General features: G+C 50.6%; 18 protein-coding genes. 6 read left to right on the forward strand and 12 right to left on the reverse strand.

The window, feature by feature from the left end; translation table 11 throughout:
- Window positions 1-1229 precede the first annotated feature (1229 nt).
- Window positions 1230-2432 carry a winged helix-turn-helix domain-containing protein gene (locus PCI15_RS15660; protein ID WP_271270870.1) on the reverse strand — a complete coding sequence of 401 codons (1203 nt, stop codon included), beginning with the start codon at window positions 2430-2432 and terminating at the stop codon, window positions 1230-1232.
- Between the two features lie 173 nt (window positions 2433-2605).
- Between PCI15_RS15660 and PCI15_RS15665 the strand changes: the two genes are divergently transcribed.
- Complete coding sequence (locus PCI15_RS15665; RefSeq protein ID WP_271270871.1) at window positions 2606-3049, forward strand: DMT family transporter; 444 nt, start codon at window positions 2606-2608, stop codon at window positions 3047-3049.
- Between the two features lie 296 nt (window positions 3050-3345).
- Window positions 3346-4446 carry a malate dehydrogenase gene (locus PCI15_RS15670; protein WP_271270872.1) on the forward strand — a complete coding sequence of 367 codons (1101 nt, stop codon included), beginning with the start codon at window positions 3346-3348 and terminating at the stop codon, window positions 4444-4446.
- 167 nt (window positions 4447-4613) lie between these two features.
- On the opposite strand, the gene PCI15_RS15675 is transcribed toward PCI15_RS15670, so the two are convergent.
- The 3 genes from PCI15_RS15675 to aptA form a co-directional block, all read right to left on the reverse strand.
- Window positions 4614-5276 carry a TetR/AcrR family transcriptional regulator gene (locus tag PCI15_RS15675; protein ID WP_271270873.1) on the reverse strand — a complete coding sequence of 221 codons (663 nt, stop codon included), beginning with the start codon at window positions 5274-5276 and terminating at the stop codon, window positions 4614-4616.
- A gap of 214 nt (window positions 5277-5490) precedes the next feature.
- A complete protein-coding gene (locus PCI15_RS15680; protein WP_271270874.1) occupies window positions 5491-6981 on the reverse strand; it encodes a CoA-acylating methylmalonate-semialdehyde dehydrogenase in 1491 nt (496 codons plus the stop codon).
- A gap of 79 nt (window positions 6982-7060) precedes the next feature.
- Window positions 7061-8401 carry an omega-aminotransferase AptA gene (aptA, locus tag PCI15_RS15685; protein ID WP_271270875.1) on the reverse strand — a complete coding sequence of 447 codons (1341 nt, stop codon included), beginning with the start codon at window positions 8399-8401 and terminating at the stop codon, window positions 7061-7063.
- 147 nt (window positions 8402-8548) lie between these two features.
- Here aptA and PCI15_RS15690 point away from each other — a divergent pair, with 147 nt between their 5' ends.
- From PCI15_RS15690 to PCI15_RS15700, 3 genes are all read left to right on the forward strand, one after another.
- A complete protein-coding gene (locus tag PCI15_RS15690) occupies window positions 8549-9475 on the forward strand; it encodes a LysR family transcriptional regulator (RefSeq protein WP_271270876.1) in 927 nt (308 codons plus the stop codon).
- 83 nt (window positions 9476-9558) lie between these two features.
- A complete protein-coding gene (locus PCI15_RS15695; RefSeq protein WP_271270877.1) occupies window positions 9559-11043 on the forward strand; it encodes an aldehyde dehydrogenase in 1485 nt (494 codons plus the stop codon).
- A 475-nt stretch (window positions 11044-11518) separates the two neighbouring features.
- A complete protein-coding gene (locus tag PCI15_RS15700; RefSeq protein ID WP_271270878.1) occupies window positions 11519-13528 on the forward strand; it encodes a methyl-accepting chemotaxis protein in 2010 nt (669 codons plus the stop codon).
- A 112-nt stretch (window positions 13529-13640) separates the two neighbouring features.
- Here PCI15_RS15700 and PCI15_RS15705 read toward each other — a convergent pair whose 3' ends face one another.
- From PCI15_RS15705 to PCI15_RS15740, 8 genes are all read right to left on the reverse strand, one after another.
- Window positions 13641-15314 (reverse strand): GMC family oxidoreductase, encoded by a 1674-nt coding sequence (locus tag PCI15_RS15705; protein ID WP_336296711.1) that lies wholly within the window; start codon window positions 15312-15314, stop codon window positions 13641-13643.
- Window positions 15315-15406: 92 nt separating this feature from the next.
- Window positions 15407-16846 (reverse strand): NAD-dependent succinate-semialdehyde dehydrogenase, encoded by a 1440-nt coding sequence (locus PCI15_RS15710; protein WP_271270879.1) that lies wholly within the window; start codon window positions 16844-16846, stop codon window positions 15407-15409.
- Window positions 16847-16974: 128 nt separating this feature from the next.
- A complete protein-coding gene (locus PCI15_RS15715) occupies window positions 16975-17766 on the reverse strand; it encodes a shikimate dehydrogenase family protein (RefSeq protein WP_271270880.1) in 792 nt (263 codons plus the stop codon).
- A 65-nt stretch (window positions 17767-17831) separates the two neighbouring features.
- Window positions 17832-18602 carry an SDR family oxidoreductase gene (locus PCI15_RS15720; RefSeq protein ID WP_271270881.1) on the reverse strand — a complete coding sequence of 257 codons (771 nt, stop codon included), beginning with the start codon at window positions 18600-18602 and terminating at the stop codon, window positions 17832-17834.
- Between the two features lie 105 nt (window positions 18603-18707).
- On the reverse strand, window positions 18708-19412 hold the full coding sequence (locus PCI15_RS15725; protein ID WP_271270882.1) for an ABC transporter ATP-binding protein: 705 nt from the start codon (window positions 19410-19412) through the stop codon (window positions 18708-18710).
- Window positions 19405-21180, reverse strand: a complete 1776-nt coding sequence (locus PCI15_RS15730; RefSeq protein WP_271270883.1) for a branched-chain amino acid ABC transporter ATP-binding protein/permease — start codon at window positions 21178-21180, stop codon at window positions 19405-19407. Before PCI15_RS15730 ends, PCI15_RS15725 begins: the two co-directional genes overlap by 8 nt.
- Before the next feature lie 11 nt (window positions 21181-21191).
- Window positions 21192-22070, reverse strand: coding sequence for a branched-chain amino acid ABC transporter permease (locus tag PCI15_RS15735; RefSeq protein ID WP_271270884.1), 879 nt, complete (start codon window positions 22068-22070; stop codon window positions 21192-21194).
- Between the two features lie 77 nt (window positions 22071-22147).
- Window positions 22148-23356 (reverse strand): ABC transporter substrate-binding protein, encoded by a 1209-nt coding sequence (locus PCI15_RS15740; RefSeq protein WP_271270885.1) that lies wholly within the window; start codon window positions 23354-23356, stop codon window positions 22148-22150.
- Window positions 23357-23556: 200 nt separating this feature from the next.
- Here PCI15_RS15740 and PCI15_RS15745 point away from each other — a divergent pair, with 200 nt between their 5' ends.
- Window positions 23557-24573, forward strand: coding sequence for a LacI family DNA-binding transcriptional regulator (locus PCI15_RS15745; protein ID WP_271270886.1), 1017 nt, complete (start codon window positions 23557-23559; stop codon window positions 24571-24573).
- The last annotated feature ends 664 nt before the right edge of the window (window positions 24574-25237 follow it).

Raw genomic sequence — 25237 nt, forward strand, 5'->3', positions numbered from 1 at the left:
GTGATTTGTTCAGGGCTCAGATTGAAGCTAAGAAGTAATTTAACTTCGAGCTTGTAAGAAAAAGGCACTTTCTATCTGCAGTACGCCTCTTTTGTGTCTGCAGTTTGTGATTTAAAAGCCAGTTGAAACTGCTGGTACGTCCCCTTGCGCACTATCGGTGATTTGTTCAGGGCTCAGACGGAAGCGAAGAAGTAATTTAACTTCGAGCTTGTAAGAAAAAGGCACTTTCTATCTGCAGTACGCCTTTTTTGTGTCTGCAGTTTGTGATTTAAAAGCCAGTTGAAACTGCTGGTACGCCCCCTTACGCACTATCGGTGATTTGTTCAGGGCTCAGACGGAAGCTAAGAAGTAATTTAACTTCGAGCTTGTAAGAAAAGGCACTTTCTATCTGCAGTACGCCTTTTTTGTGTCTGCAGTTTGTGATTTAAAAGCCAGTTGAAACTGCTGGTACGTCCCCTTGCGCACTATCGGTGATTTGTTCAGGGCTCAGATGGAAGCTAAGAAGTAATTTAACTTCGAGCTTGTAAGAAAAGGCGTACCTCAGTACGCCTTTTTTTGTGTCTGCAATTTCTGCTTAAGAAATCCGTTGAAACTGCTGGTACGTCCCCTTGCGCACTATCGGTGATTTGTTCAGGGCTCAGATGGAAGCTAAGAAGTAATTTAACTTCGAGCTTGTAAGAAAAGCCACTTTCTATCTGCAGTACGCCTTTTTTGTGTCTTCTGTTTGTGATTTAAAAGCCAGTTGAAACTGCTGGTACGTCCCCTTGCGCACTATCGGTGATTTGCTCAGGGCTCAGATGGAAGCTAAGAAGTAATAGCATCCTCTGCGATTAAAAAAGGCGCGTTTTACGCGCCTTTTTTGTGTCTGCAGTTTGTGATTTAAAAGCCAGTTGAAACTGCTGGTACGTCCCCTTACGCACTATCGGTGATTTGTTCAGGGCTCAGACGGAAGCTAAGAAGTAATTTAACTTCGAGCTTGTAAGAAAAGGCACTTTCTATCTGCAGTACGCCTTTTTTGTGTCTGCATTTTCTGCTTAAGAAATCCGTTGAAACTGCTGGTACGTCCCCTTGCGCAATATCGGTGATTTGTTCAGGGCTCAGATGGAAGCTAAGAAGTAATAGCATCCTCTGCGATTAAAAAAGGCGCGTTTTACGCGCCTTTTTTGTGTCTGCAGTTTGTGATTTAAAAGCCCGTTGAAGTTGGATTGTTTTTTGTCAGTCAGCAATTATCAACCTAACAGATAGTCACGCACCTGCTTCTCTGTTCCGGCATCTCTGCCGGAAAAACTGATCCGGTCAATCCGCAGGTGCTGCATCCGGTTAAATTCACAGAATGCCTGCAGCTCAGCCCGCAAAGCCAGTAATATTTTTTCCGACAGCGGCTGCTCAATGTGCAGGTGCTTAATGAGCAATTCACCCGCCTTACGCTCAGCTTTCACATCCATCCGGCCAACAAAGCGGCTGCCGAACATGATTGGCAACACGAAATACCCATACTGACGCTTAGGCTCCGGCACGTAACATTCTAGCTGATAGCCGAAACCAAACAGGCTCTGCATCCGCTTACGCTGAATCAGCAGATTGTCGAACGGCGATAAGATCCGGATCCGGCCAGCGGGCAAACGCTGCCGCAAGCCTTCTTCTATACCTGCCAGCGCCAGATAAGACTCCCCACTCACGTCCACGCTGACCAACGTGCCTTCTTCAAGCATTTCAGCAACCGCCTGCTTCAGTGGCGTTTGCATGCCTTTCAACAGATAAATGCACTGCTCAGGTTTTGCCAAAGCATTGGCGCTGAGAAACCGTCTGATCAGATATTCCAGATACTCCCGTTCACTGGGTACTGAAGTATCTAAGCCGTCAGGTAATACCCGTTCGGCTAAATCATACACCTTCTGAAAACCACGCCGTTCAACAGCCATCAGCTCACCTTCCATGAACAGCTGCTCCAGCGCCCGCTTGGCAGGTTTCCAGTCCCACCAGCCTGCCGTGCCCTTACGCGGTTGCTCAAAGTCCCGGGCCATTAACGGCCCCTCGGCGGTTATTCGTGCTCTGATTTCCTGCATCAGACGGCCATGATCGTCCCGGTTAAACCAATGCTTATCACCCGCTGCTATCGCCTGCTTTCGGGGTAAACTGAAGCGGTAATCACGCATTGGCAAATACGCCGCCGCATGAGACCAGTACTCAAACACCTGCTTGTCAGCGATCAGGGTATCAAGATGCTCCGGGTGATAACCCACAACCCGGTTCCACAAGGTGTGATGATGAGCACGCTGTATCACAGAGATTGAATCGATCTGCACATATCCCAGCCGACTGACCGCCTCCAGAGTGCCCTTTACCCCCTTACCCAAGGGCTTGTGCAACCCCTGCGCCCGCAGAACAAGTTTTGTTGCCTGGGCAAGGCTCAGCGCCGTCACAGCCGTCATGTCAGTCCCTCATATTCCCGTTGCGATGATAATAAACCTTCCGCGCACCGTGACCAATACAGCAGCAAAAGCATTCTCTTTCCGACAACCGTCACTATCTGAAATCAACAGAATTTAACTTCCTGACGGAAGGGCTATAATGACGCCCGCATAACTTATCACAGGATAACCGTATGGTCTGGTTAAGTATTTTTCTGGTATTCATGGCCGGCGCAATGCTGCCATTGCAGGCCGGTATTAACTCGCAACTGGCTAAGGCCAGCGGTCATGCTATCTGGGCATCCGGACTGTCTTTCGTTGTCGGTACGCTGGCCCTGCTGAGTATCTTCTTTATGATGCGCTTGCCATGGCCCGGCATTATGCAGCTGAAAGAAGCACCTGCCCTCGCCTGGACCGGCGGATTAATGGGCGCATTTTTTGTGACCTGCATGGCATTCTTCGCACCAAAACTCGGTGCAACAACCCTTCTGGCACTGATCATTGCAGGGCAGATAGTGATGTCGCTCTTACTGGATCACTTCGGAGCCGCCGGCTACATCCAACAGGAAATAACCCTGCCCAGAATAATCGGGGTGCTCCTGATTGCTGCCGGGGTCATTCTGGTGAAAAAATTCTGATGCCCTCTGTTCTGACCGCTACAACATTGTGTTCTCACAGGGTTAACGGTTTCAGAATGCAAAAAAACTGATTACAGAAAACCTGACCTCAAAGACAAGTAATTATTATTAATAATTCTCTGTTAACAATAAGATATGCCTTATTCGCAGTTTCATCTGGCATAATTTATTGCCCACGCTTTACCTGATGCATTCCGTATTACGCAAAAAGATCATCTCTGCACTGTCTTCTTAGATTCATACAAAAGTAGTAGGCTGAGCACTTACTTTCTTCAGGAATACTCAGAGGTGACACAATGAGAAGGCCAGTTCGTATAGCGGTTACAGGTGCTGCCGGTGCCATCGCTTATAGCTTATTATTCAAAATTGCTGCCGGTGAAATGATGGGGAAAGATCAGCCTGTCATACTGCAGCTGATTGAAATTCCGGAAGCCATCGGCGCGTTACGGGGTGTCGCCATGGAACTGGAAGACTGTGCCTACCCGTTGCTCCATACCGTCACCCTGCACGACACGGTAGAAGAAGGCTTTAAGGGTTGCCACTATGCACTGCTGGTTGGCGCACGCCCCCGGGGGCCGGGTATGGAACGCAGTGATCTGCTGGAAGTAAATGCCGAGATCTTTGCCCGTCAGGGTAAAGCCCTTAATAAATTCGCCAGCAGGGATGTTAAAGTGCTGATCACCGGCAACCCGGCGAATACCAACGCCCTGATCGCCAGCCGCAATGCTCCCGATTTAAGCCCCTCGCAGTTTACCTGCCTGACGCGGCTGGATCACAACCGTGCCAAAGGCATTCTGGCCAGCCAGACCGGTGCTTCATCGCTGGATATCCGCAATATTATTATCTGGGGCAATCATTCCCCTACCCAGTACCCGGACCTGCATCACGCCACGATTCACGGCACCCCGGCGCTACAGCAAATTGACCAGGACTGGTACCGGGAGCAGCTCATTCCCAAAGTTCAGCAAAGGGGTGGGGAAATTATACAGGCCCGGGGCTTATCCAGTGCGGCTTCCGCTGCGCAGGCCATCGTCAATCAGATGCATGACTGGGTGCTGGGCACTGCGCCGGGAGAAATTGTCAGCATGGGCATTCTCAGTGATGGCAGCTACGGCATTGAAAAAGGTATCTTCTTTTCATTTCCGGTGCGCTGTAACTATGGCCGTTACCAGATCGTTCCCGGTTTCGACGTCAATGACTACAGCCGGGGCATGCTGCGCAAAACCGAACAGGAATTACTCGACGAAAAAACGGTTATTGAGCATTTACTGCCCGCCGAGACTGAAGCATCGCATATGAACCTGTCTATCTGCCTGAAATCCGGCGTGACGCTTTATGCCGATGATACCGGGCCTAAGTCAGAATGCACCTTCATGCGCACTAACCGGGTTATGTAAGTATTCACCATTACCGACTGCAACACGGATACTGGACACCGCAACCGGCAGCGAATTCTGTTTACCGTTCCCATTCGAGCCGGAACAACTGTCATAACTCCGCTTGCCAGCAGACAGAAACAAAAACAGCGCCGCCGGCGCTGTTCTTCTGCACATTATCATACGGATTAACGCAGTCCGATCCCTTTCAGAATGACATTCGCAATAAAGTCGCTGGCACCCTGATAATCGGTATCCTCCAGCGCATCTTTCTTCATCACCAGACAGATCTGCGTGGAGAAATCCGCATAGGTCTGGGTAGAGGCCCAGATGACAAAAAACAGGTGGTAAGGGTCCACAGGGTCCATCTTGCCAGCCTCAATCCAACTACGGACCAGCGCAACATCTTTCTCCAGTGAATCGATGAGATTCTCCTGCAGATATTCACGCAAATAAGGCGCACCGTTGATTATCTCGTTAGCAAATACCTTTGAACCGTTCGGATGGGTACGGGACATTTCAACCTTACGGCGGATATAGTCTTCCAGAATTTCAGCCGGCTCGCCACCATCCTGATCCAGCAACAACACCATCTTCTCGACCCAGAGATCAAGGATCTGCTGCAACACCCGGCGGTAGAGAATTTCCTTGGAGGGAAAGTAGTACAGCATGTTCTGCTTAGACATGCCCGCCGCTTCAGCAATGCTGTCCACCGCGGTGCCATTAAAGCCGTTACGGGCAAACAGATCTTCCGCTACCTGTAAAATTCGGGCTTCATGATTTTCACGAATCACCGAACGGCGACGGGCTTTTTTCGGCTTGTCGTTTTCACTGGCAGGTAATTCAGACATAAAACATTCCACGGGTTAATAACGGGATCAGGTAATCCTGAAGGCCATGAATTTTAGCATGCAGAAGCTGGATAGGAAGAGTTTAACTGAACGATCACGTAAAATTAATCCCGTTTTCCGGGCATAAAAAAACGGCACAGACCTGCATCTGTACCGTTTTAAGCTTCACCTGTAAGCCTGGCAAACAGGCTTACAGAAGCGGTTATTCAGGCAATCAGCTCGGGAAGGAGAAAGACACACCTTCACGGACACCGCTGGAAGGCCAGCGCTGAGTGATTGTCTTACGCTTGGTGTAGAATCGCACCGCATCAGGACCGTACGCGTGCAGGTCACCAAACAGTGAACGCTTCCAGCCACCGAAGCTGTGATAAGAAACCGGTACTGGCAGCGGTACGTTAATGCCTACCATGCCCACTTCAATGTTGTCAGAGAAGTAACGTGCTGCTTCACCGTCACGGGTAAAGATACAGGTACCGTTACCGTATTCGTGGTCGTTGATCAGCTTCATAGCGGCTTCCATGCTGTCGACACGAACAACCTGCAGAACCGGCCCGAAGATTTCTTCCTGGTAGCTGGTCATTTCAGAGGTTACACCGTCGATCAGGGTTGCGCCGACGAAGAAACCGTCTTCAAAGCCTTCAACCTGCGGATCACGGCCATCCACAACCACCGTTGCACCGTCCTGCTCAGCACTGTCGATGTAGCCAACCACTTTCTGTTGATGCTGACGGGTAATTACCGGGCCAAAATCATTGCTGCTGTCAGTCGCTGCACCAACTTTCAGCGGCTTCATCGCTTCCTGCATTTTCGCAACCAGTGCATCTGCCGCAGCATCGCCTACCGCAACGGCAACTGACAGTGCCATGCAACGCTCACCGGAAGAACCGAAAGCAGCCCCCAGCAGTTGGTTAACCGCATTGTCCATATCCGCATCCGGCATAACGATGGCGTGGTTCTTAGCACCGCCCAGCGCCTGACAACGCTTACCGTTAGCATTTGCCGTGCTGTAAATGTATTCAGCAATCGGCGTTGAACCGACAAAGCTTACCGCCTTGATACGCTCATCTGACAGCAAAACGTCAACCGCTTCTTTATCACCGTTAACAACGTTCATAACACCGTCCGGTAAACCGGCTTCCTGCAGCAGCTGTGCAATGAACAGAGTAGAGCTTGGATCACGCTCAGATGGCTTCAGTACGAAAGTGTTACCGCAGGCAATCGCCATCGGGTACATCCACAGTGGCACCATCGCCGGGAAGTTAAACGGCGTAATACCGGTAACCACACCTAATGGCTGAAACTCGCTCCAGGAATCAATGCCCGGGCCAACGTTGCGGCTGTGCTCGCCTTTCAGCAGTTCAGCAACGCCGCAGGCGTATTCAACGTTTTCAATACCGCGCTGCAGTTCACCGGCAGCATCGTGAGAAATTTTACCGTGTTCATCGCCGATCATTTCGCAGATTTTGTCTGCATGCTGTTCCAGCAGTGCCTTAAAACGGTACATAACCTGGGCACGCTTACCGGTTGGCGTGTTGCGCCATGCCGGGTAAGCAGCCTGTGCAGCGGCAATCGCTTCTTCAACGGTCTCTTTAGCTGCCAGTGCAACCTGCTTGGTCGCCAGGCCAGTGGCCGGGTTAAAAACGTCCTGCGTGCGCGCAGCATCGGTGCGTACTTCACCGTTAATCAGATGTCCAACGATTGTCATTACTGACTCCTAAATTCTGTATTTCAATTATGCACTGGCCTGCCGCAGTCTCACCGCCGCAGACCCTTTATTATCTGTATCAGTCCAGCTCTGCCAGGGAATCACCCAGAGCATTGATGATGTCATCCATTTCCTGAACTTCAGTGGTAAACGGCAGACCCAGCTGAATAGTGTCGCCGCCGGCACGTACGTAGAAGCCCTTCTCCCAGCACTTGAGCATCACTTCAAACGGACGCAGTGCCGGATCGCCCGGTGCAGACTCAATGGTAATCGCACCGGCCAGACCGTAGTTACGGATATCCGTAACATATTTTGCACCCTTCAGGCCGTGCAACAGCTCCTGGAACTGCGGTGCTGCTGCCTGAACCCGGTCAACCAGTTGTTCTTCAACCAGCAGATCCAGTGCAGCCAGACCGGCGGCACAGGCAACCGGATGGCCTGAATAGGTATAACCGTGAGGCAGCTCAAGCATATGCTCCTTACCGCCTTCAGCCATAAATGTATCGTAAATTTCCTGCTTGGCAACCACTGCACCCATCGGCACAACACCGTTGGTCAGCTGTTTAGCAACGGTCAGCATGTCCGGGGTTACACCAAACTCTTCAGCACCGGTGTAGGAACCCATCCGGCCAAACCCGGTAATAACTTCATCAAAGATCAGCAGGATATTGTGCTTGTCACAGATTTCGCGCAGCTTCTGCAGGTAACCCTTTGGTGGTGGAATAACCCCGGCAGAACCTGCCAGGGGTTCAACAATCACCGCGGCGATATTCGAAGCATCGTGAATGGCGATCTGTGCTTCCAGATCTTCCGCGAGGAACGCACCCTCTTCCGGCATACCTTTTACAAAGCGGTTTTCGGCCAGCATGGTATGAGGAATGTGAGCGGCCTCAATCCCCTGACCATAGAGTACCCGGTTACCCACAATACCGCCCACACTGATACCGCCAAAGTTTACCCCGTGGTACCCCTTGGAACGGCCGATGAAACGGGTCTTGCTGGCCATGCCTTTTTTACGCCAGTAAGCACGGGCAATTTTCAGTGCGGTTTCAACAGACTCTGAACCTGAATCGGTGAAAAATACACGGTTCAGGCCATCCGGCATCAGCTCAGTGACTTTGTGCGCCAGCTGAAACGCTTTCGGATAACCGAACTGGAACGCAGGTGAATAGTCGATTTCGCCCAGCTGCTTGCTGACCGCTTCAGTAATTTTTGGGTGACAGTGTCCGGCACCGCAGGTCCACAGACCTGACAAACCGTCCAGAATCTGCCGGCCATCCGCAGAGGTGTAATAGCGGCCTTCCGCAGACACGATCATCCGCGGATCTTTTTTAAACTGACGGTTGGCAGAGTACGGCATCCAGTACGCATCCAGCTGCGCCTGAGAGAGTCCTGCAAACTTATCGTTATTGTTGGTCATACAACACTCCGGTAGAAAACATCTCAAATAGTGATGACTTCATTATGGCGATGGTGTTAGTTTATTAAATTCATAATTTATAAACTTAAGATAAGCTATTGGTTATCTATTAAGAGAACCCTTCCAGACACAAGCCAGAGCCTTACCATGAGCCAGACCGTTTCACGCCTGCCAAGACAAATTGGCGACGCCCACATTCGTTTACTGCGCATTTACAAAGCCGTGATTGAAAACGGCGGATTTGCGGCAGCAGAAGTTGAACTGAACATCAGCCGGCCGGCCATCAGCCTGGCAATGAATGAGCTGGAAAGCCTGCTGAATATGAAACTCTGCCAGCGGGGCCGCTCCGGCTTCTCGGTAACAGAACAGGGTGAACAGGTATATCAGGCGAGCCTGCAGCTACTCAGTAATCTGGAAACCTTCCGGTCACAGATAAATGCCATCAATACGGAGCTCAAAGGCGAGCTGAACATCGGCATTACCGATAACATGGTAACCGTGCCCCAGATGCGCATCACCCGGGCACTGGCAAAACTCAAACAGCGGGGGCCGGAGGTGGTCATCAATATCCGGATGATCCCCCCTAATAAGATTGAATCAGCGGTACTGGAAGGCCGCCTCCATGTCGGGGTCGTACCGGATATCCGTACTCTGACCGGGCTGAATTACACCCCGCTGTACAATGAACAGTCATTACTTTACTGCAGCGACGAACACCCTCTCTATGAAATGAAAGACTGGCAGATCACCCCACAGCAGTTGGCAGAAGCCAATACGGTTATCCCTGCCTATCCGCAAAGCGCTGACGCCAGAAAACAGCATACGGATTTACAGACCAGTGCCAGCTCCACCGACCGCGAAGGCATCGCCTTTCTGATCCTCAGCGGTGAATACCTGGGTTTTCTGCCCACCCACTTTGCTGCCCGCTGGGTGCGGGAAAAACGGATGCGCAGCATTCAGCCCCAAAGCCGTTTCTTTTATACCGAGTTTTCTGCGATCACCCGTAAAGGGGCACGCCCTAACCTGATTCTGGATGCATACATGGAAGAGCTGGAGAAGCTGGAAAACAGCTGACCTACCCCGCCCGGGGTATATCTTATCTGTACAAAACACATATTATCCGAAGCATCATTCAATTTTATGTGCAAGGTAAACAGATGAATTTAGCCGACTGGAACCAGCGGGTTGAAGCCCTGACGATCCCCTCACAAGCTTTCATAAACGGCAAAAATGCTGCTGCGCTTTCGGGCAAAACCATTGCCTGCATTAACCCGGCCAACAACCTCAGCCTGGGAGACGTAGCCGACTGCGGCCCGGAAGATGCTGATCTGGCAGTCAACATTGCCCGGCAAACCTTTGAGCAGGGCCCGTGGTCAAAAATGGCCCCGGCAGAGCGCAAAAAAATTCTGCTGCGCTGGGCAGACCTGCTGGAAAAACACAGTGAAGAACTGGCCTTACTGGAATGTCTGAATGCCGGAAAGCCTATATCCGATACAGTCAACGTTGACGTCCCCGGCGCAATCACAACCGTTCGCTGGACTGCCGAGGCCGTTGATAAAGTCTATGAACAGATTGCCCCTACCGGTGAAGACACCCTCGCCCTGGTAACCCGTTTACCGCTGGGGGTAATACTGGCGATTGTGCCCTGGAACTTCCCCCTTTCGACCACCGCATGGAAACTGGCACCGGCGCTGGCAACCGGCAACTCAGTGATCCTCAAACCGGATCAGAAGACACCTTTAACCGCATTACGGATTGCTCAGCTGGCCACTGAAGCCGGCCTGCCAGACGGCGTGCTCAATGTCCTCCCCGGTGACGGTCCGGTTCTCGGCCAACACCTGTGCCTGCACCCGGGCATTGACGGCCAGACCTTCACCGGTTCAACCGCCGTAGGTAAACTGCTGATGCAGTATGCCGGTCAGTCCAATCTCAAACGCACCTTTCTGGAACTGGGAGGTAAAAGCGCGAACATCGTATTTGCCGATGCCAATCTTGAAAAAGCTGCGCAAATGGCAGCGGTTGCCGGTTTTTATAATTCAGGCCAAACCTGCACCGCCGGTACCCGGCTTTTAGTAGAAGCCTCTGTGTACGACGAGTTTCTGGAAAAAGTAAAAGCCTATACGGAAAGCTGGCAACCGGGTAACCCTCTGGATCCTGCTGCCGCGATGGGTGCGCTCATCGACCAGCGGCAACTGGATACGGTACAGCGCTACGTCAATATTGGCCTGGAAGAAGGTGCTGAACTGCTCACCGGCGGTAAAGCCGTTGACCTGGGCAATGGCGGCTTCTATCACCAGCCAACCATTTTTAAAAATGTTCATAACCAGATGCGTATCGCCCGGGAAGAGATCTTCGGACCGGTTGTCTCTGCCATTCCTTTCCAGGACATGGATGATGCCATCCGGATCGCCAATGACTCCCCGTACGGGCTTGCGGGCGCCGTATGGAGCAGCAACATCAATACTGCCCACAAGGTAGCCGCTGCCATCCGCACCGGTACCATGGGCGTGAATAACTATTTCGGCGGCGATATCACGGTTCCTTTTGGCGGTTTTAAAGAATCGGGCAACGGCCGGGATAAATCATTACATGCGATGGATGATTATACTGAATTAAAAACCACCTGGATTGAATTTGAATAATTCAAACAACCCGCTGTAATATTTTGCAGCGGGTTATTTACAGCCTGATTAAAACGCTACAAAATATAAATTAATCACAATACATTCCATACAATAATTAAAGTAACATCCGGTATTTAAATAATACCGATCTTATTCCTGCCGGCCGGCTAATTCCCCACATACCCCACCAGTGTTGCATTTTCATGACACATCAATGATTTATAATTTCTAAAACCACACATAAGTATATCTAAAGAAAAATCAAACAATTACGACATACACCTGAATTTAATGACAATTACTTCAGCGACTAACCATTTTGACATGTGATCTTTTTCTTTTCCTAAATCGATCTTTATATACTCAGACACACTTATTACCTGATCAGGAAACAGTTATTTTCCGCAATTGAACAGGGTAATTAAAGTCGTAGGGTTAAGGATAAGGCTGCGATTAATACATTCATTTTTTGCATAACAGGATTAAAATAATAATGAACTTAACCGTTACGCAACGTATTGGTGGTGGTTTTGCCATACTGGTTATTTTACTGCTGATCATCAGCGGATCATCTTTCCGCGGTCTCAGCCAAGTTAACCATCAGGTAGAAATCACCAACGATGAAATCACCCCTATTATTGTTCGCAGTGCAGCGATGGCTGTATCCCTGCTGTCATCCAATAAATCGATGCTGCAATATCTGGACAGTACCGATGAAGAAACGCTGACGCTGTACCAGAGTAATTTTGGACAGCAGCGTCAGCAGTATCAGCAACAGCGGGAACAGTTACTGTTATTTGCTCAAACCTACCCTGCTGTCAGTGAAGCTGTCAGCGGACTGGACAGCAAAGCCGATATCTACTTCTCATCCGCTGAACAGGCATTAAGTGGCCACCAGCAGTACCTGCAGCTGAGTACTCAGCTGGAACAGGCCGAACAGGCCCTGCGCAGCGAAATTCATTTCTTTTTTAACGATATCGAACTGCTGATTACCTTTGGCATTTCTGAAGCGGAAAAAAGCAGTGGCCGGGAACTGAAAGAAAACCTGAAAGCGGTTGAAGTGGAATTTAACACCCTGCTCAAAACCACCCTCGAAGAACAGATTACGCCGATCGAAGAATCGTTTGCCACTGAAGGCTATGGTTACAGCGTGCTGGCCCTGAACACCCGGCTGCAAAAAATGATTGATGCCGGCAACACTATCGCGCCGGATCTGAAAAAATACACCGCGCCGATTGAGCAGGCGGCCAACGGAGCGGACGGACTGACTCAGCTACACAAACAAAAAGTACAGCTGGATGCAGAACTGGCAACCCTGGTAGCCCAACTGTCAGACAGTGCCGACGCCAGCAACCAGGCACTGGAACAGCTGATGCAGGATGCTCAGGTTCTGGCCGCCAGAGCCGCCGCGGATGCCGAACAACAGGTAAACCTCGGCCAGACAACCAATATCGTCATCAGCCTGTTGTCCGTTCTGATCGCGGTGGCAATCGCTGTCTGGGTGAGCCGCAATATCCGCAACGCCATGCGCCGTATTATGAACATTCTTAAGGTCATTGCCGACGGTGATCTGACTCAGCGCCTGGCCGTTACATCCGGCGATGAATTTGGTCAGCTGTCCCGCTGGGTCAATGAACTGGTGGATAAACAGGAAGACGTCATCCGTCAGATCCACACAGCAGCAGGCCAGATCAGCCACTCCGCTCAGCAGGCCTCGGATATTGGCCACCGCACCCATAACATGATGAATGACCAGCAAATGCAAACCACTCAGGTTGCCACTGCCATTCACCAGATGTCGGCCACGGTTTCAGAAGTCGCCCAGAGCGCAGAACTGGCCCAGCAACAGGTCAGCAGTATCGATGCGGCGGCGAACAGCAACCGGGAACTGATGCAGCACAGTATAGAGCGGGTCAACGCACTGGCCGAAGAGCTGGAACGTACCGGCCGGGTCATCAACCAGCTCAATGAAGACAGCCTCAACATTGGCCGGATTCTGGAAGTTATTGAAGAAATCGCCGGGCAGACTAACCTGCTGGCACTGAACGCAGCCATCGAGGCCGCCCGGGCCGGTGAACAGGGCCGCGGCTTTGCCGTGGTCGCCGACGAAGTGCGTAACCTGGCCAGCCGGACGCAAAACTCCACCCAGGAGATTCAGGGCATGATCGATAAGCTGCAATCCGGTGCCACCGATGCTGTCCGCATCATGGACAGCAGCCGGCAGGAAGCCCAGTCCAGCGTAGAACAGACCGTTCAGGCCGGTGATTCACTGAGCGAAATGGTCCGCCAGCTGGGTGAAGTCCGTCAGATGTCCATCAGTATTGCAACAGCGGCTGAAGAGCAGACCGCCGTCAGTATGGAGATCTCTCAGTCGGTGCAGCAGATTGCCGACACCGCAGAGTCCGGTTTACAGGACGCCAAAGAAAGCGCAAGGGGCAGTGAAGTGCTGTCAGATCTGGCGATGCAACAGCAGGCAATGATCAATCAGTTTAAGCTCAACTGATCAGCCCCGGAAATACGTTATCTTCAGTGCATCTGCGCTGAAGATAACAACAAGCTCTGAACGTCTGCCCTGCAACAGATCCCTGACCGGCCTCTTTACGCTGATAAGTTGGCTAGACAGAGCAACATTCGCTCCCTGACAAAATCAGGTCGGCAGCTTTCTCAGCAATCATCATAACCGCGGCCTGCGTGTTGCCTGAAACAATCAGCGGCATCACCGACGCATCAGCAATACGCAATCCCTGAAGCCCATTTACCCTGAGCTGCGGATCTACCACTGCTTCAGCATCACTGCCCATACGACAGGTACCCACCGGATGATAAATGGTCTGCCCTTCACGGCAGGCAAATTCAAGCCAGTCCTGATCCGCGGTTACATGCTTCCCGGGACACATTTCATGACTGACATAGTCTGACATTGCGGGCTGATTAATGATTCTGCGGGCAATCTTCATCCCTTCAGTAAGGCATTGCCGATCCACCGCAGCAGACAAAAAGTTCGGCTTAATTGAAGGCGCCACATTAACATCTGAAGACTGAATATGAATGCTGCCGACAGATTGCGGCCGCAACTGAGTCACCCCGATTGTCATCCCCGGTTCTCTGTCCAATACTCTTTCGGCAGCATTTGCATAACTGGCATGCACAAAGAAATATTGTATGTCCGGTGTTTTCAGATCAGGAGAGGTTTTAACAAAACCATGAACCAGCCCGGTGCCCAGAGTCAGGATACCGGTGCGCCGGGAAATATATTCACCTACTGCCCTGATAAGCCGCCAGCCCCTCGCCATTTCATTCAGCGTTACAGTATTCTTCACCCGCCAGCTCATACGGGTGGCAAAATGATCAATATAGTTTTCCCCCACATTACTCAGTGCATGCCTTACGGGAATATTATATTTAGTCAATAATTCCGGATCACCAATACCGGATAATTCGAGAATCTGAGGCGTTTGCACAGCACCGGCAGCCATGATCACTTCTAAACCGGCCTGTACGCTGACCGCCCGGTTACTTTTCATATAGGTTACGCCGTTACACCGTGTCCCCAGAAAATTCAGCTCAAGTACCTGAGCACTGGTTAAGACGGTCAGGTTCTGCCGTTGACGAGCGGGGTTAAGGTAACCGTCAACAACACTCCAGCGCCGGCCGTTTTTCTGTGTTGTCTGGTAATAGCCGAAACCGTTTTGACTGCCTGAATTATAATCACAGTTAACGGGGTGGCCGTCCTCTTTGGCTGCCTGTATAAAGGCAGAAGAGACAGGAAAACGTTCATGAACCCGTTCAATGTTCATTGGCCCCTGCTGACCGCGTCCGGTACCACCGGACATAAATGTTTCCATCTTTCTGAAATACGGTTCCACATCCCTGAACCCCCAGCCTGAAGCACCGGCAGACTCCCAGGCATCATAATCTTCGGGCTGCCCCCAGGCATAAATCATTCCGTTAATCAGGCTGGAGCCCCCCAGCCCCCGGCCTCTTGGCACAGCAATTTTGCGATGGTAAGTATTCGCTTCAGGCGTGGTGCTGAAACACCAGTTGTATTTATTGTTGGTCAACAGCTTACTGAAACCTGCAGGAACAGAAATCCATAAATTCCGTGGTTCACTGCCTGCCTCTAACAGCAACACCCTGTGCTTCCCTGACGCACTTAGCCGGTTAGCAAGAATACACCCTGCCGTTCCACCACCCACAACTACATAATCAAAACACTCCATGTACACCTCACTTATCAGGGATTCATCCTGAAAACCTGAAAAACGCACTTCTGCCCGTCTCCAAAGCATCTAAAAAGCGCTTCATCTGAATAACTGCATTCAACTGACTCATCAGGACAGCAGCCTTTGGTTGCTACTGGCTCTGTATTCACAAACGGAATTTACATCAGGCGGGTCTTAATAAACTTGGCATGGAGATATTCATGTATTCCCAGACTCCCCCCTTCCCGGCCAAAGCCACTCTCTTTAATGCCACCGAATGGCATTTCCGCCGAAGCCAGTGAAACGTCATTAATGCCCACCATTCCGGCCTCTATATCAGAAGAAGCCCTGACAGCTGTCGTTAACTGATCTGTAAACAGATAGGCTGCCAGCCCATAGGGCAGCCGGTTAGCCCGGGTAAGAACCTCATCATAATCAGAGAAGGTCGTTATGGGAGCAATAGGAGCAAAAGGTTCCTCGGACATAATCCGGGTCTTATCAGATACGTTTCCTAACACGGTCGGCTGCAGAAAAAAGCCTTGCGGATATTCCGCGGCCCTGCGTCCCCCTGCCAGAATATTTGCGCCTCCGGCAACAGCATCCTCAATCAGCGCCAGGGCAGTATCCAGGGCACCTGAAGAAATCAGTGGTCCCATGGTCACATCCCTGTCTATCCCGTTCCCCAGCCTGAGCTGATTTACGCACCGAACAAACTCATCGGTAAAAACCTGATACAACGATTCATGTACAAAAAAACGACTTGGTGAAACACACACCTGTCCACAGTTTCTGAACTTGGAAGCGGCCAGTTGGCGGGCTGCCAGAACTGGATTGGCATCTCGGAATACAATAGCCGGCGTATGCCCTCCCAGCTCAAGAGATACTTTTGTAATACGGTCTGCGGCCAGATGAAGCAGGCATTTCCCGACCCGGGCTGATCCGGTTAAGGATATTTTACGTATCACCGGCGAGTTAATCAGGATACGGGACAGAAAATCGGAATTCCCCGTAAGTAAATTGATAGCGCCCCGGTTAATTGCAGCATCGGTACATGCCTGCAATAACGCCATACATGACCCCGGAGCTTCACTGGCGGGCTTTATGATTACGGTGCAGCCTGCGGCAAGCGCTGCGGCTATTTTTCGCGCCGGCAGCAATAACGGGAAATTCCATGCTGAAAAAGCAGCAACAACTCCCACAGGCTCATAAATCACTTGCATACGGGTTTGTCGGTTTCCGGCTTCTATGATCTGACCATACACCCGCCTGGTTTCATCTGCGTACCATTCAAACTGCTCCGCCGCAGCCTGCACCTCCGCCAGGGATTCCGGTAACGGTTTACCGGTCTCGCTGGACAATATACCGGCTATCTCTTCAGCCCTTTGGCACAAGATTCCGGACACCTTGCGCAGCTTTTCCGACCTTACCCGGGGATCTTCATTTCGCCAGCCTTCAAAAGCCTGTTGCGCAGATATCAGAGCCGCTTCAGCATCCTTTTCAGTGGCCATAGGAACTGAGCCGATTATTGCTTCCGTCGCCGGGTTTACCACTGTTCTGGTACTTTGGTCAGAACTTCCCCGCCATTCGCCATTAATCAGCAGACCAAATCTGTCATACATAACACGCTCCCTGTGTTTGCCTGTATTTGCCTGTGCCGGGCAGGACTGTTCATCACAAACGTTTACCGGTTTACATATCCGGTCTGCCCGGCAACAGGAATAACATCACCGTCGAAACGGTATAAAAATCAATTTCCCATTTTCATAAATGCAGCCATTTTATGGCTTTGAGCTTCCAGCATGCTTTCCCCCAGATACACTTTACAGCCCTTATTTCTGGCGGTTTTCAAAAGCCGGGTAAATCTGGGTTTCATAATAATATCTGCGATAATCGTGTCAGCGGTGATCAAAGACTCATCGACCGGTAGCGGATCACTCTCATGCATTCCCAGTGAAGTAGTATTTATAATCAAGTCAAACTTACCTTCGGGAATGTCTGTTCCTGTTACCCGCAATGTGGGAAACAGCTTCGCTAACTTTTTCGCCAGATCAGTCGCTTTCTCCACAGTGCGGTTAGTGATCGTCAGGCGGCTTACCCCATGCTTCGCCAGGGCATAAGCAATCGCTCTTCCGGCCCCTCCGGCACCGACCATCAGTACTGCTGATCCTGACGGATCAATACCCTGCCCAAGTAAGCCAGCGTAAAACCCCTCACCATCCAGAATGTCTCCGACAAAGCGGCCATCCTTATCTTTGCGTATAACATTGACAGCCCCTACCACGCTGGCCAGTTCACTCACTTCGTCGCATAAGGATGCAGCAACCCCTTTATGCGGCACCGTCACTACCATTCCCCTGAAGTTATGAATCACTTTCAGAGCCCCCCACAGCTGCTCTAAAGATTCCGCTCCAACATGCACCGGAACCATCAGAATATCGTCCCCCTGCTGCGCATAAATCGCATTAATAAACTCCGGGGTTCTTACCTGATGTATGGGATCAGCTAATATCGCAACTAACTGGGTGTAACCGGTAATCATACAAAGACCTCCTGTCTGAACGGGTACGCTTACTCAACAATTTACGCTCCTGAAAAAAACGCCTGTCAACTCATCAGCCAGCCACCGGCAACGTCAATCACCTGACCAGTAACGAAATTACTTTGAGCGGATGTCAGAAAACAGGCGGTATCTGCTACTTCTTCCGCTGTCCCCAGCCGCCTTAATGCCGTCTGGCTAACAGCCTGGCGGTTGATATCATCGGCCACTGTCTTCAGTAATGGCGTTTCAATCCGCCCCGGTGCTATAGCATTCACGTTAATGCCATAGGGGCCAAGTTCGCCAGCCAGATGCCGCGTTAATCCTATTAAAGCGGCCTTGGTCGCACTGTAATGGGCAGCAACTAAAGGTAAATGCACCTTAGCTGCGACTGAGGACATATTGAGGATGCGTCCAAACTGACGCTCGGCCATCCCCGGGCTGAGAATCCTTGAAAGATTAAATGCGCCGTTCAGATTAACGCCAACAACCTTCCGCCATTCTTCCGGGTCCATTTCCCAAAACGAAGCAGGTTTACCGGCATGCTTAGGTGAAATTCCCGCGTTATTAATCAGTGTATCTACCGGACCTAACTGAGAAACAAGAAGGTTACAGGCCTCAGTACAAGCCGAATAATCGGCAACGTCTGCGACCGCCCAGGCAACTGTAAAACCTTGCGAAGACAATTCATTTGCCCAGACTGAAAGGTCTGCCCTGTTCACATCAAGCAGAGCAACTGAGGCTCCCTCATTACAATAACGCTCCGCAATCGCAGCACCGATTCCGCTGGCCGCACCGCTGATCATTACCACTCTTCCTGCATGAGTATTGTTTTTCACAGGCATCCCTCCCGCCGTTTTCCAACTAAACACTGACTCGCAAAATGAACTGACAGCTCTCTGCGTCCCTGAAAGACGTTCTTTTACCAGGCGTATGAATTCAGTTCAGATCCCCAGATAGGCCCTCTTCACATGCGGATCATTCAGAAGATCCGGTCCTGCGCCAGTCGCTACCACAGCCCCATTTTCCAGTACGTACCCCCGGTCGGCCATACGCAGGGTATGGACAATATTTTGCTCCACAATCAGCACTGTTGAACCTGATTTAACAATTTCACCGATGATTCCGAAGACCTGAGACACCAGCAGCGGTGAGAGCCCCAGAGAGGGTTCGTCAAAGATCAGTAATTCAGGCTTTGCCATCAGCCCCCGGGCAATTGCAACCATCTGCTGCTCCCCTCCGGACAGTGATCCTGCATGCTGATTCAGACGCTCACGGACTGCCGGAAACAGTTCTAATACCTCATCCAGCCGCTCACCGGCCCCCTTCCGCGCTTTGCGCTTATAAGCTCCCATCAACAGATTGTCCCGTACACTGATAAACGGAAAAAGCTGCCGGCCTTCCGGAACAAGCGTAATGCCAAGGTCAACAATTTCATCAGGGCGCATACCGTCGGTTCGCCGGTTCTCAAACTCAATGGCCCCTGCCTGAGGCTTGATCAGGCCACATACACTTCTCAGTACTGTTGTTTTCCCGGCTCCGTTTGCGCCGACAATGGTGATGACCTCTCCGGCATTCACCTCAAATGAAACATCCCGCAACACTTCCGTTCCGTGATAACCGGCGTAAACATTGCTGACTTTAAGCATGGCTGTACTCCTTACCCAGATACGCTTCGATCACCTCCGGATTACTGACCACACTCTCCGGACTTCCTTCGACTAATACCATGCCCTGATTAATCACCACGATATGATCAGAAAGACTCATCGTCGCCTGCATAATATGCTCGATCATCAGAATACTGACACCGCTTTCCCTGATGCGCCGAATGATCCTGATTGCCTTAGTGATATCAGCAGGATTTAAACCCGCCAGCACCTCGTCCAGCAGGAGGATTCGCGGGCGTGTCGCCAGTGCCCGGGCCATTTCCAGCCGCTTCATACCACCGACTGTCAGATCACGTGCAGGTTTATCCAATAACCCGGTCAGATCGGTTAATCCGGCAACGTCGTGTGCCATTGAGCGGGCTTCAGCAAGACTGCCGGTATGCATAAAAGCCCCCAGCATGATGTTTTCGCAGACATTCAGGTCTGCAAACGGCTGTACAATCTGAAAGGTCCTGCCAATTCCTGCCACCGCAAATGTCTCGGGGCTGTCCGGGGTTATCCATTTTCCGGCAGCAGTACGGATGCGAACGGAGCCTCCGGAAGGTTTCAAAAATCCCGACAGCTGATTAAACACCGTTGTTTTCCCTGCTCCGTTGGGTCCGATAACGCCGATAATTTCACCTTCCCGGAGCGTCAGCGAAACATCATTCGTGGCATGTAAGCCACCGAAAAACTTATGTAAGTTCTCCGCTATCAGAATCGGTTCTCCGGATACCCGAGGGCGCTCAGGTTCAGCCATGACCGAAACCTTAGGCTGCTCAGAACCTGTTGCACCGCCCGGTAAACAGCTGACCCACGCGCTGATCCGGTTACCAAACCGGCCAACCAGACCGCCGGGAATAGTCAGGACAACCACCACCAGCACTACACCGTAGACAATGCCGTGAAAACCCGCGCCGTAATCCCCAAGCCAGCCTCTGGCCAGTTCAGCCAGAGGCAACACTAACAAGGTGCCAACAACCGGTCCGGAAATGGTGCCCAAGCCTCCGATCAAAGCGAACATGGCTATCTGTATCGAGAGCTCTAACGAAAAAACAGCGCCCGGTTCAATGAACGTCAGATACATGGCATGAAAGCTTCCGACCAGGCTGGTAAGAAAGGCCGAGATCATAACGGCAATGAGTTTAACCCGGACAGTATTTACCCCTACCGCCTGAGCCGCATCCTCCCGCTCACGAACAGCAATCAGGTAATACCCCAAACGGGAATGTTTTATCTTCCAGGTAATCAATAACGCCAGGCTTAAAAAACTAAACGCAATCAACAGATATGGCCAGCGCTCCCTGAACAGCATCCATTCCCCGCCCAGTCGTAACGGAACGGCCAGTCCGGCGGCTCCTCCTGTCAATTCATACTGATGAATAACGAGCAACCGTACGACCTCCAGCACAGCAATTGTCGCCAATGCAAAAAAGGGGCCTCTGAGCCTGAAGCATGGCCAACTGATAATCACTGCAAGTAACACTGAAAACAGTGCTCCGGCAATCATGCCCAGCCAGGGAGATACATCAAAATACGACATCAGTATTGTCGCCGTATAAGCACCCACGCCATAAAACACAGCATGACCCAGTGATAACTGACCGGCAAATCCCCCAACAATATTCCAGGCACTGGCCAGTGCGGCATAACTGCAGACCAGAATAAAAAGATGGTAAACAAAAGGAGAGCCTGCAGTGACCGGTATGATCAGCAACAGAGATAACGCCATCAGGCTCATATAAATACGCGGGTTGAAAAAATTCATTTCAGCACTCCTTATTCTGAACCGCGGCCTGCGCCGAATAACCCGGTGGGACGAAGGATCAGAATGCAGAGGAAGATCAAAAAGTAGACCACCTCCTTCAGATCCGGCGCGATATAGTACCCGGCAAGACTATCAACAACCCCGATGATCATTGCCCCGAGAAAAGCGCCATGGAGGCTGCCCAGGCCACCGAGCACAACGATGACAAAGGCCGTCAGTACGAAAAAAGTTCCGATGGTCGGAAATACCGGATACTGAGGCGCCATCAGCCCACCAGCCAGCCCCAGACAGGCAGCTCCCAGACCAAATGCAAACATATATATACTGTTTACATTCACCCCCATCAGCAGGGCCGCAGTGCGGTGTTGCGCAGTTGCCCGTACAGCCCGGCCTAAAAAGGTGCTGGCCAGAAACCAGTTCAGCCCGCCGATCAGTAAAAGTGATACCGTAAACGTAATCAGTTGCCCGATATTTACCCTGAAGGGGCCCACCGACAGTGAACCCACTCCCACTTCTGAAGGATTATCCACCGCGAATACATCTGCTCCGAAAATCATCAGCGCCGCATTCATAAGTGCAATAGACATACCGACCGTGGCAAATATCTGGATGTGATCATCGGCATCCAGCAAAGGCTGAATGATAAACCGCTGCATCACAGCGCCCACTGCAAACATCAGAATAAGCATCGGCAGCATCGCGATATATGGATGTAAACCAACATACTGGTTGAGCAGATAAATCCCGTACATAGCAATCATCAGAAATTCACCGTGAGCAAAATTCACCACACGGACTATTCCAAAAATTAATGTCAGTCCCACACTGATGATCGCCAGTGTCCCACCAAGCAGCAGCCCGTTGAGCACAAGCTGGATAAAAATTTCCATAACGCTTCCCTCTGGCATACAAAGACTCCGAAAGCTCTTAACCAGAACTTCCGGACAAACCACTCAGAGAGAAGTGTTTAAGGAAACTTAGGATCGGCGACTGCAGCCGACGCAGGATAAACTGTCTTGAGTACACCATCCTGCCACTGCATAATTGCCGCTTCGGCGCGCTGATTTTGCCCGCGACTGTCGAATTTCGCGCCAATGCCTGCAGCAGTCATCCCCACGGGAACATCAAGTTTCATGACAGCCGTACGGATAGCATCGGCATCCAGCGACTCAGCCTGTTCCATTGCATCCAGAAAGATCCTGGCTCCGGCATAATTCATAAGGCTGTGGCCCGAACGGGGTTCTGTTCCGTAACGGGCTTTATACATTTTCCTAAAAGCCTGAATTCCCGGTGCACCCGCATCTTTCATTTCAAACTGTGGAAAATCGACATCCAGGACACCTTCAATATTTTCCGTGCCGACTACTTTTGCGGTGTCCTGCATCGAATAACCACCGCCGGCCCCGATCAGCGCTTTAGGACGGTAATCTGCGTCCCTGATCTGGCGGAAAAACAGAACCGTATCATTCTGATAAGACGTCTGGAGAATGACTTCAGCCCCGGCCCCTTTCAGGCGCAACACCAAAGACGATAAATCTACTGACTTTGCCGAATACGGCAGTACTTCCACCACATTCAGGCCTTTCTCTTTTGCGAATATCTTCTGAAACTCAGCCACGGTTGTACCGTAAAGGGCATCTTCATGAATGATTGCGACCTTTAGATCGGAAGCATTTACCCCAAGCGCCGGCGCGACTACATCAATCACAGTACGCACGGTTCCGGCAGCAAATTTTTTCGCAGTAGGATTGCTGCGGAATACGTATTTCATATCCCGGTCGGTGATGCTGTCCGAAACGGCCCCCAGCTCAAAGTAAGGTATACCCGCCAGTTCAGTCACCTGAGTGGCCGCAAAAGATATTGAAGAAGAGTAACTGCCAAACACGGCCCTTACCCCTTCAACTGAAGTAAGTTTTCTTGCCGCACCTACCGCCTGACCAGCATCAACCGCATCAGCCTTAACCAAGACAATTTTTTCGCCTCTCAGCCCACCGGATGCATTGCGCTCAGCAACGGCGATTTCTACGCCCCGATAACTTTCGTCGCCTAACAGTGCCAACCCACCACTAAAGGGATATAACGCCCCCAGCTTAGTGTCTGCTCCAGCAGAGAAAGAGACAATCATTGCGAAGGCGGTACCGACAAGTACCTTCCAGGATTTCATTATTTTTTTCATATCCTTATCCTTTTGTTCAGCTTTCCCTAAAAATGAAGCGCTTCATTTTTGTGTGATAAAAAAAAACGCTGGTGGGCGTTTTCAGATAAAACACTGCTCCGGAAAAGCTTACTAAGTTCATCCCTCTTGAAAATGAAGCGCTTCATTTGTAGCATCATCCAATACTTAACGTCAATACTGTACATAAAGCAACCAACTGAATGACTACACATAAAAACACCAGGCTGGCAGACGTTGCAGAACTTGCTGGCGTTTCACTCGGCAGCGCGTCAAAGGCACTTTCAGCACCTGAATCAGTGAAACCTAAAACCCTCAGCCGGGTACAGGCAGCCGTTCAGCAACTGGGCTATGTCAGAAATGGCGCGGCGCGCGCCCTGGCGTCAAAACGGACGCACAGTATCGGAGCAATCTTCCCAACGATTAATAACCCTATTTTTGCCGATGCAATCCAGGCCATTCAGAAACAAACCCATGACCTGGGATATCAGTTACTGATCTCCTCACACGAATACGATCCTGCTACAGAATTATCCAGCATCCAGAACCTTATCGAGCGGGGTGTGGAAGGCATGCTACTGATCGGCACAAATCATGATGAAAGTGTGACAGACACACTCAGATCAGCTGGACGCCCTTATATCCTGATGTGGTCACTGGATGAATGTAGCGACGAATACTGCGTTGGGTTTTATAACAGAGATGCCGGAACGATGATCACCCGGCATCTGTTAGAACTGGGCCATCAACACTTTGCTGTCATTACTGGCCCCTCTCTTCAGAATGACCGCATGTGGCTGAGAACAGAAGGTATTCAGCAACTGCTGAAATCCCACGGATTAAATGTACCCGACACGCATATCATTAGCTGCCCACTCAGCCTGGACGGAGGCCGGTCAGGGTTACAAAAAGCATTAAAACTCGATGTAAAACCTACAGCTGTGATTTGTCTGACAGATATTCTGGCCCTGGGCGCCTGCGCTGAAGCACGTGATAACGGATTAATTATTCCCAGGGATATTTCCATTGCCGGCATAGATAACAACAGTTTTTCTTCTGTCGCCTATCCCGCGCTGACAACCATCCATGTCCCCGGCTCGGAGATCGGAAAAATAAGCGCACGAAACCTGATAAACCGGATAGAAGGAAAAGACATACCCCGCACTGAACAAGTACAGATAGAACTGATTGTGCGGGAGAGCACCGGACAACCAGGCTAAAGCAGAATACCGGCATTCAACACTGCCCGACAATCGCAACTGCTCATCAGTACAAACAGAGTAATCACCGGATCACATAGGTATTTACTTAAAAACCTGATCAGAAAGCAGAAGCATTAAACTGTTATAAATTACCGGCCAAACAGATAAAAACAATTAATAATCATTCCCAAAAACATATTATTTTATTGACCTTTCAGTCAGAAAAAAGAGAATAAAAGACCAGAATCCTGAACCTAAAATTAACAGATTTGAATTAAACCTAATATTTAATTCACCCTCTTTTAACCGGACAATGACTCCCACATTTGTATATTAAATCGCCCGCGCTACCCCATTCAAACGGCCCCTTCAAATCCTGAAAAAAGCTTATAAAACATAAACATACGGGGCGGCACATTTCACAGCACAAAGCCAAACAAACGTTTAATCAATACAAAAAAGCTTTTACAAACAACGAGTTAAAATCCGGCATTTTTCATTGTTATCTCCCAAAATGGGGGTCATAAAACCACCGCAGGCTTCTCAAGCGGGAAATCAGGATGCTAGGATGAAATAACTGGGACGACATAAGTGCTGCTTTGGTTTGGCAATTTTGAACCTCATCAGATTATCGACTGGTAGCGCCACGCGTAAGGATACAATTCGTAAACTGCTATACTAC

Origin of the sequence: Aliamphritea hakodatensis, assembly GCF_024347195.1 — a bacterium.
GTDB classification, from domain to species: domain Bacteria; phylum Pseudomonadota; class Gammaproteobacteria; order Pseudomonadales; family Balneatricaceae; genus Amphritea; species Amphritea hakodatensis.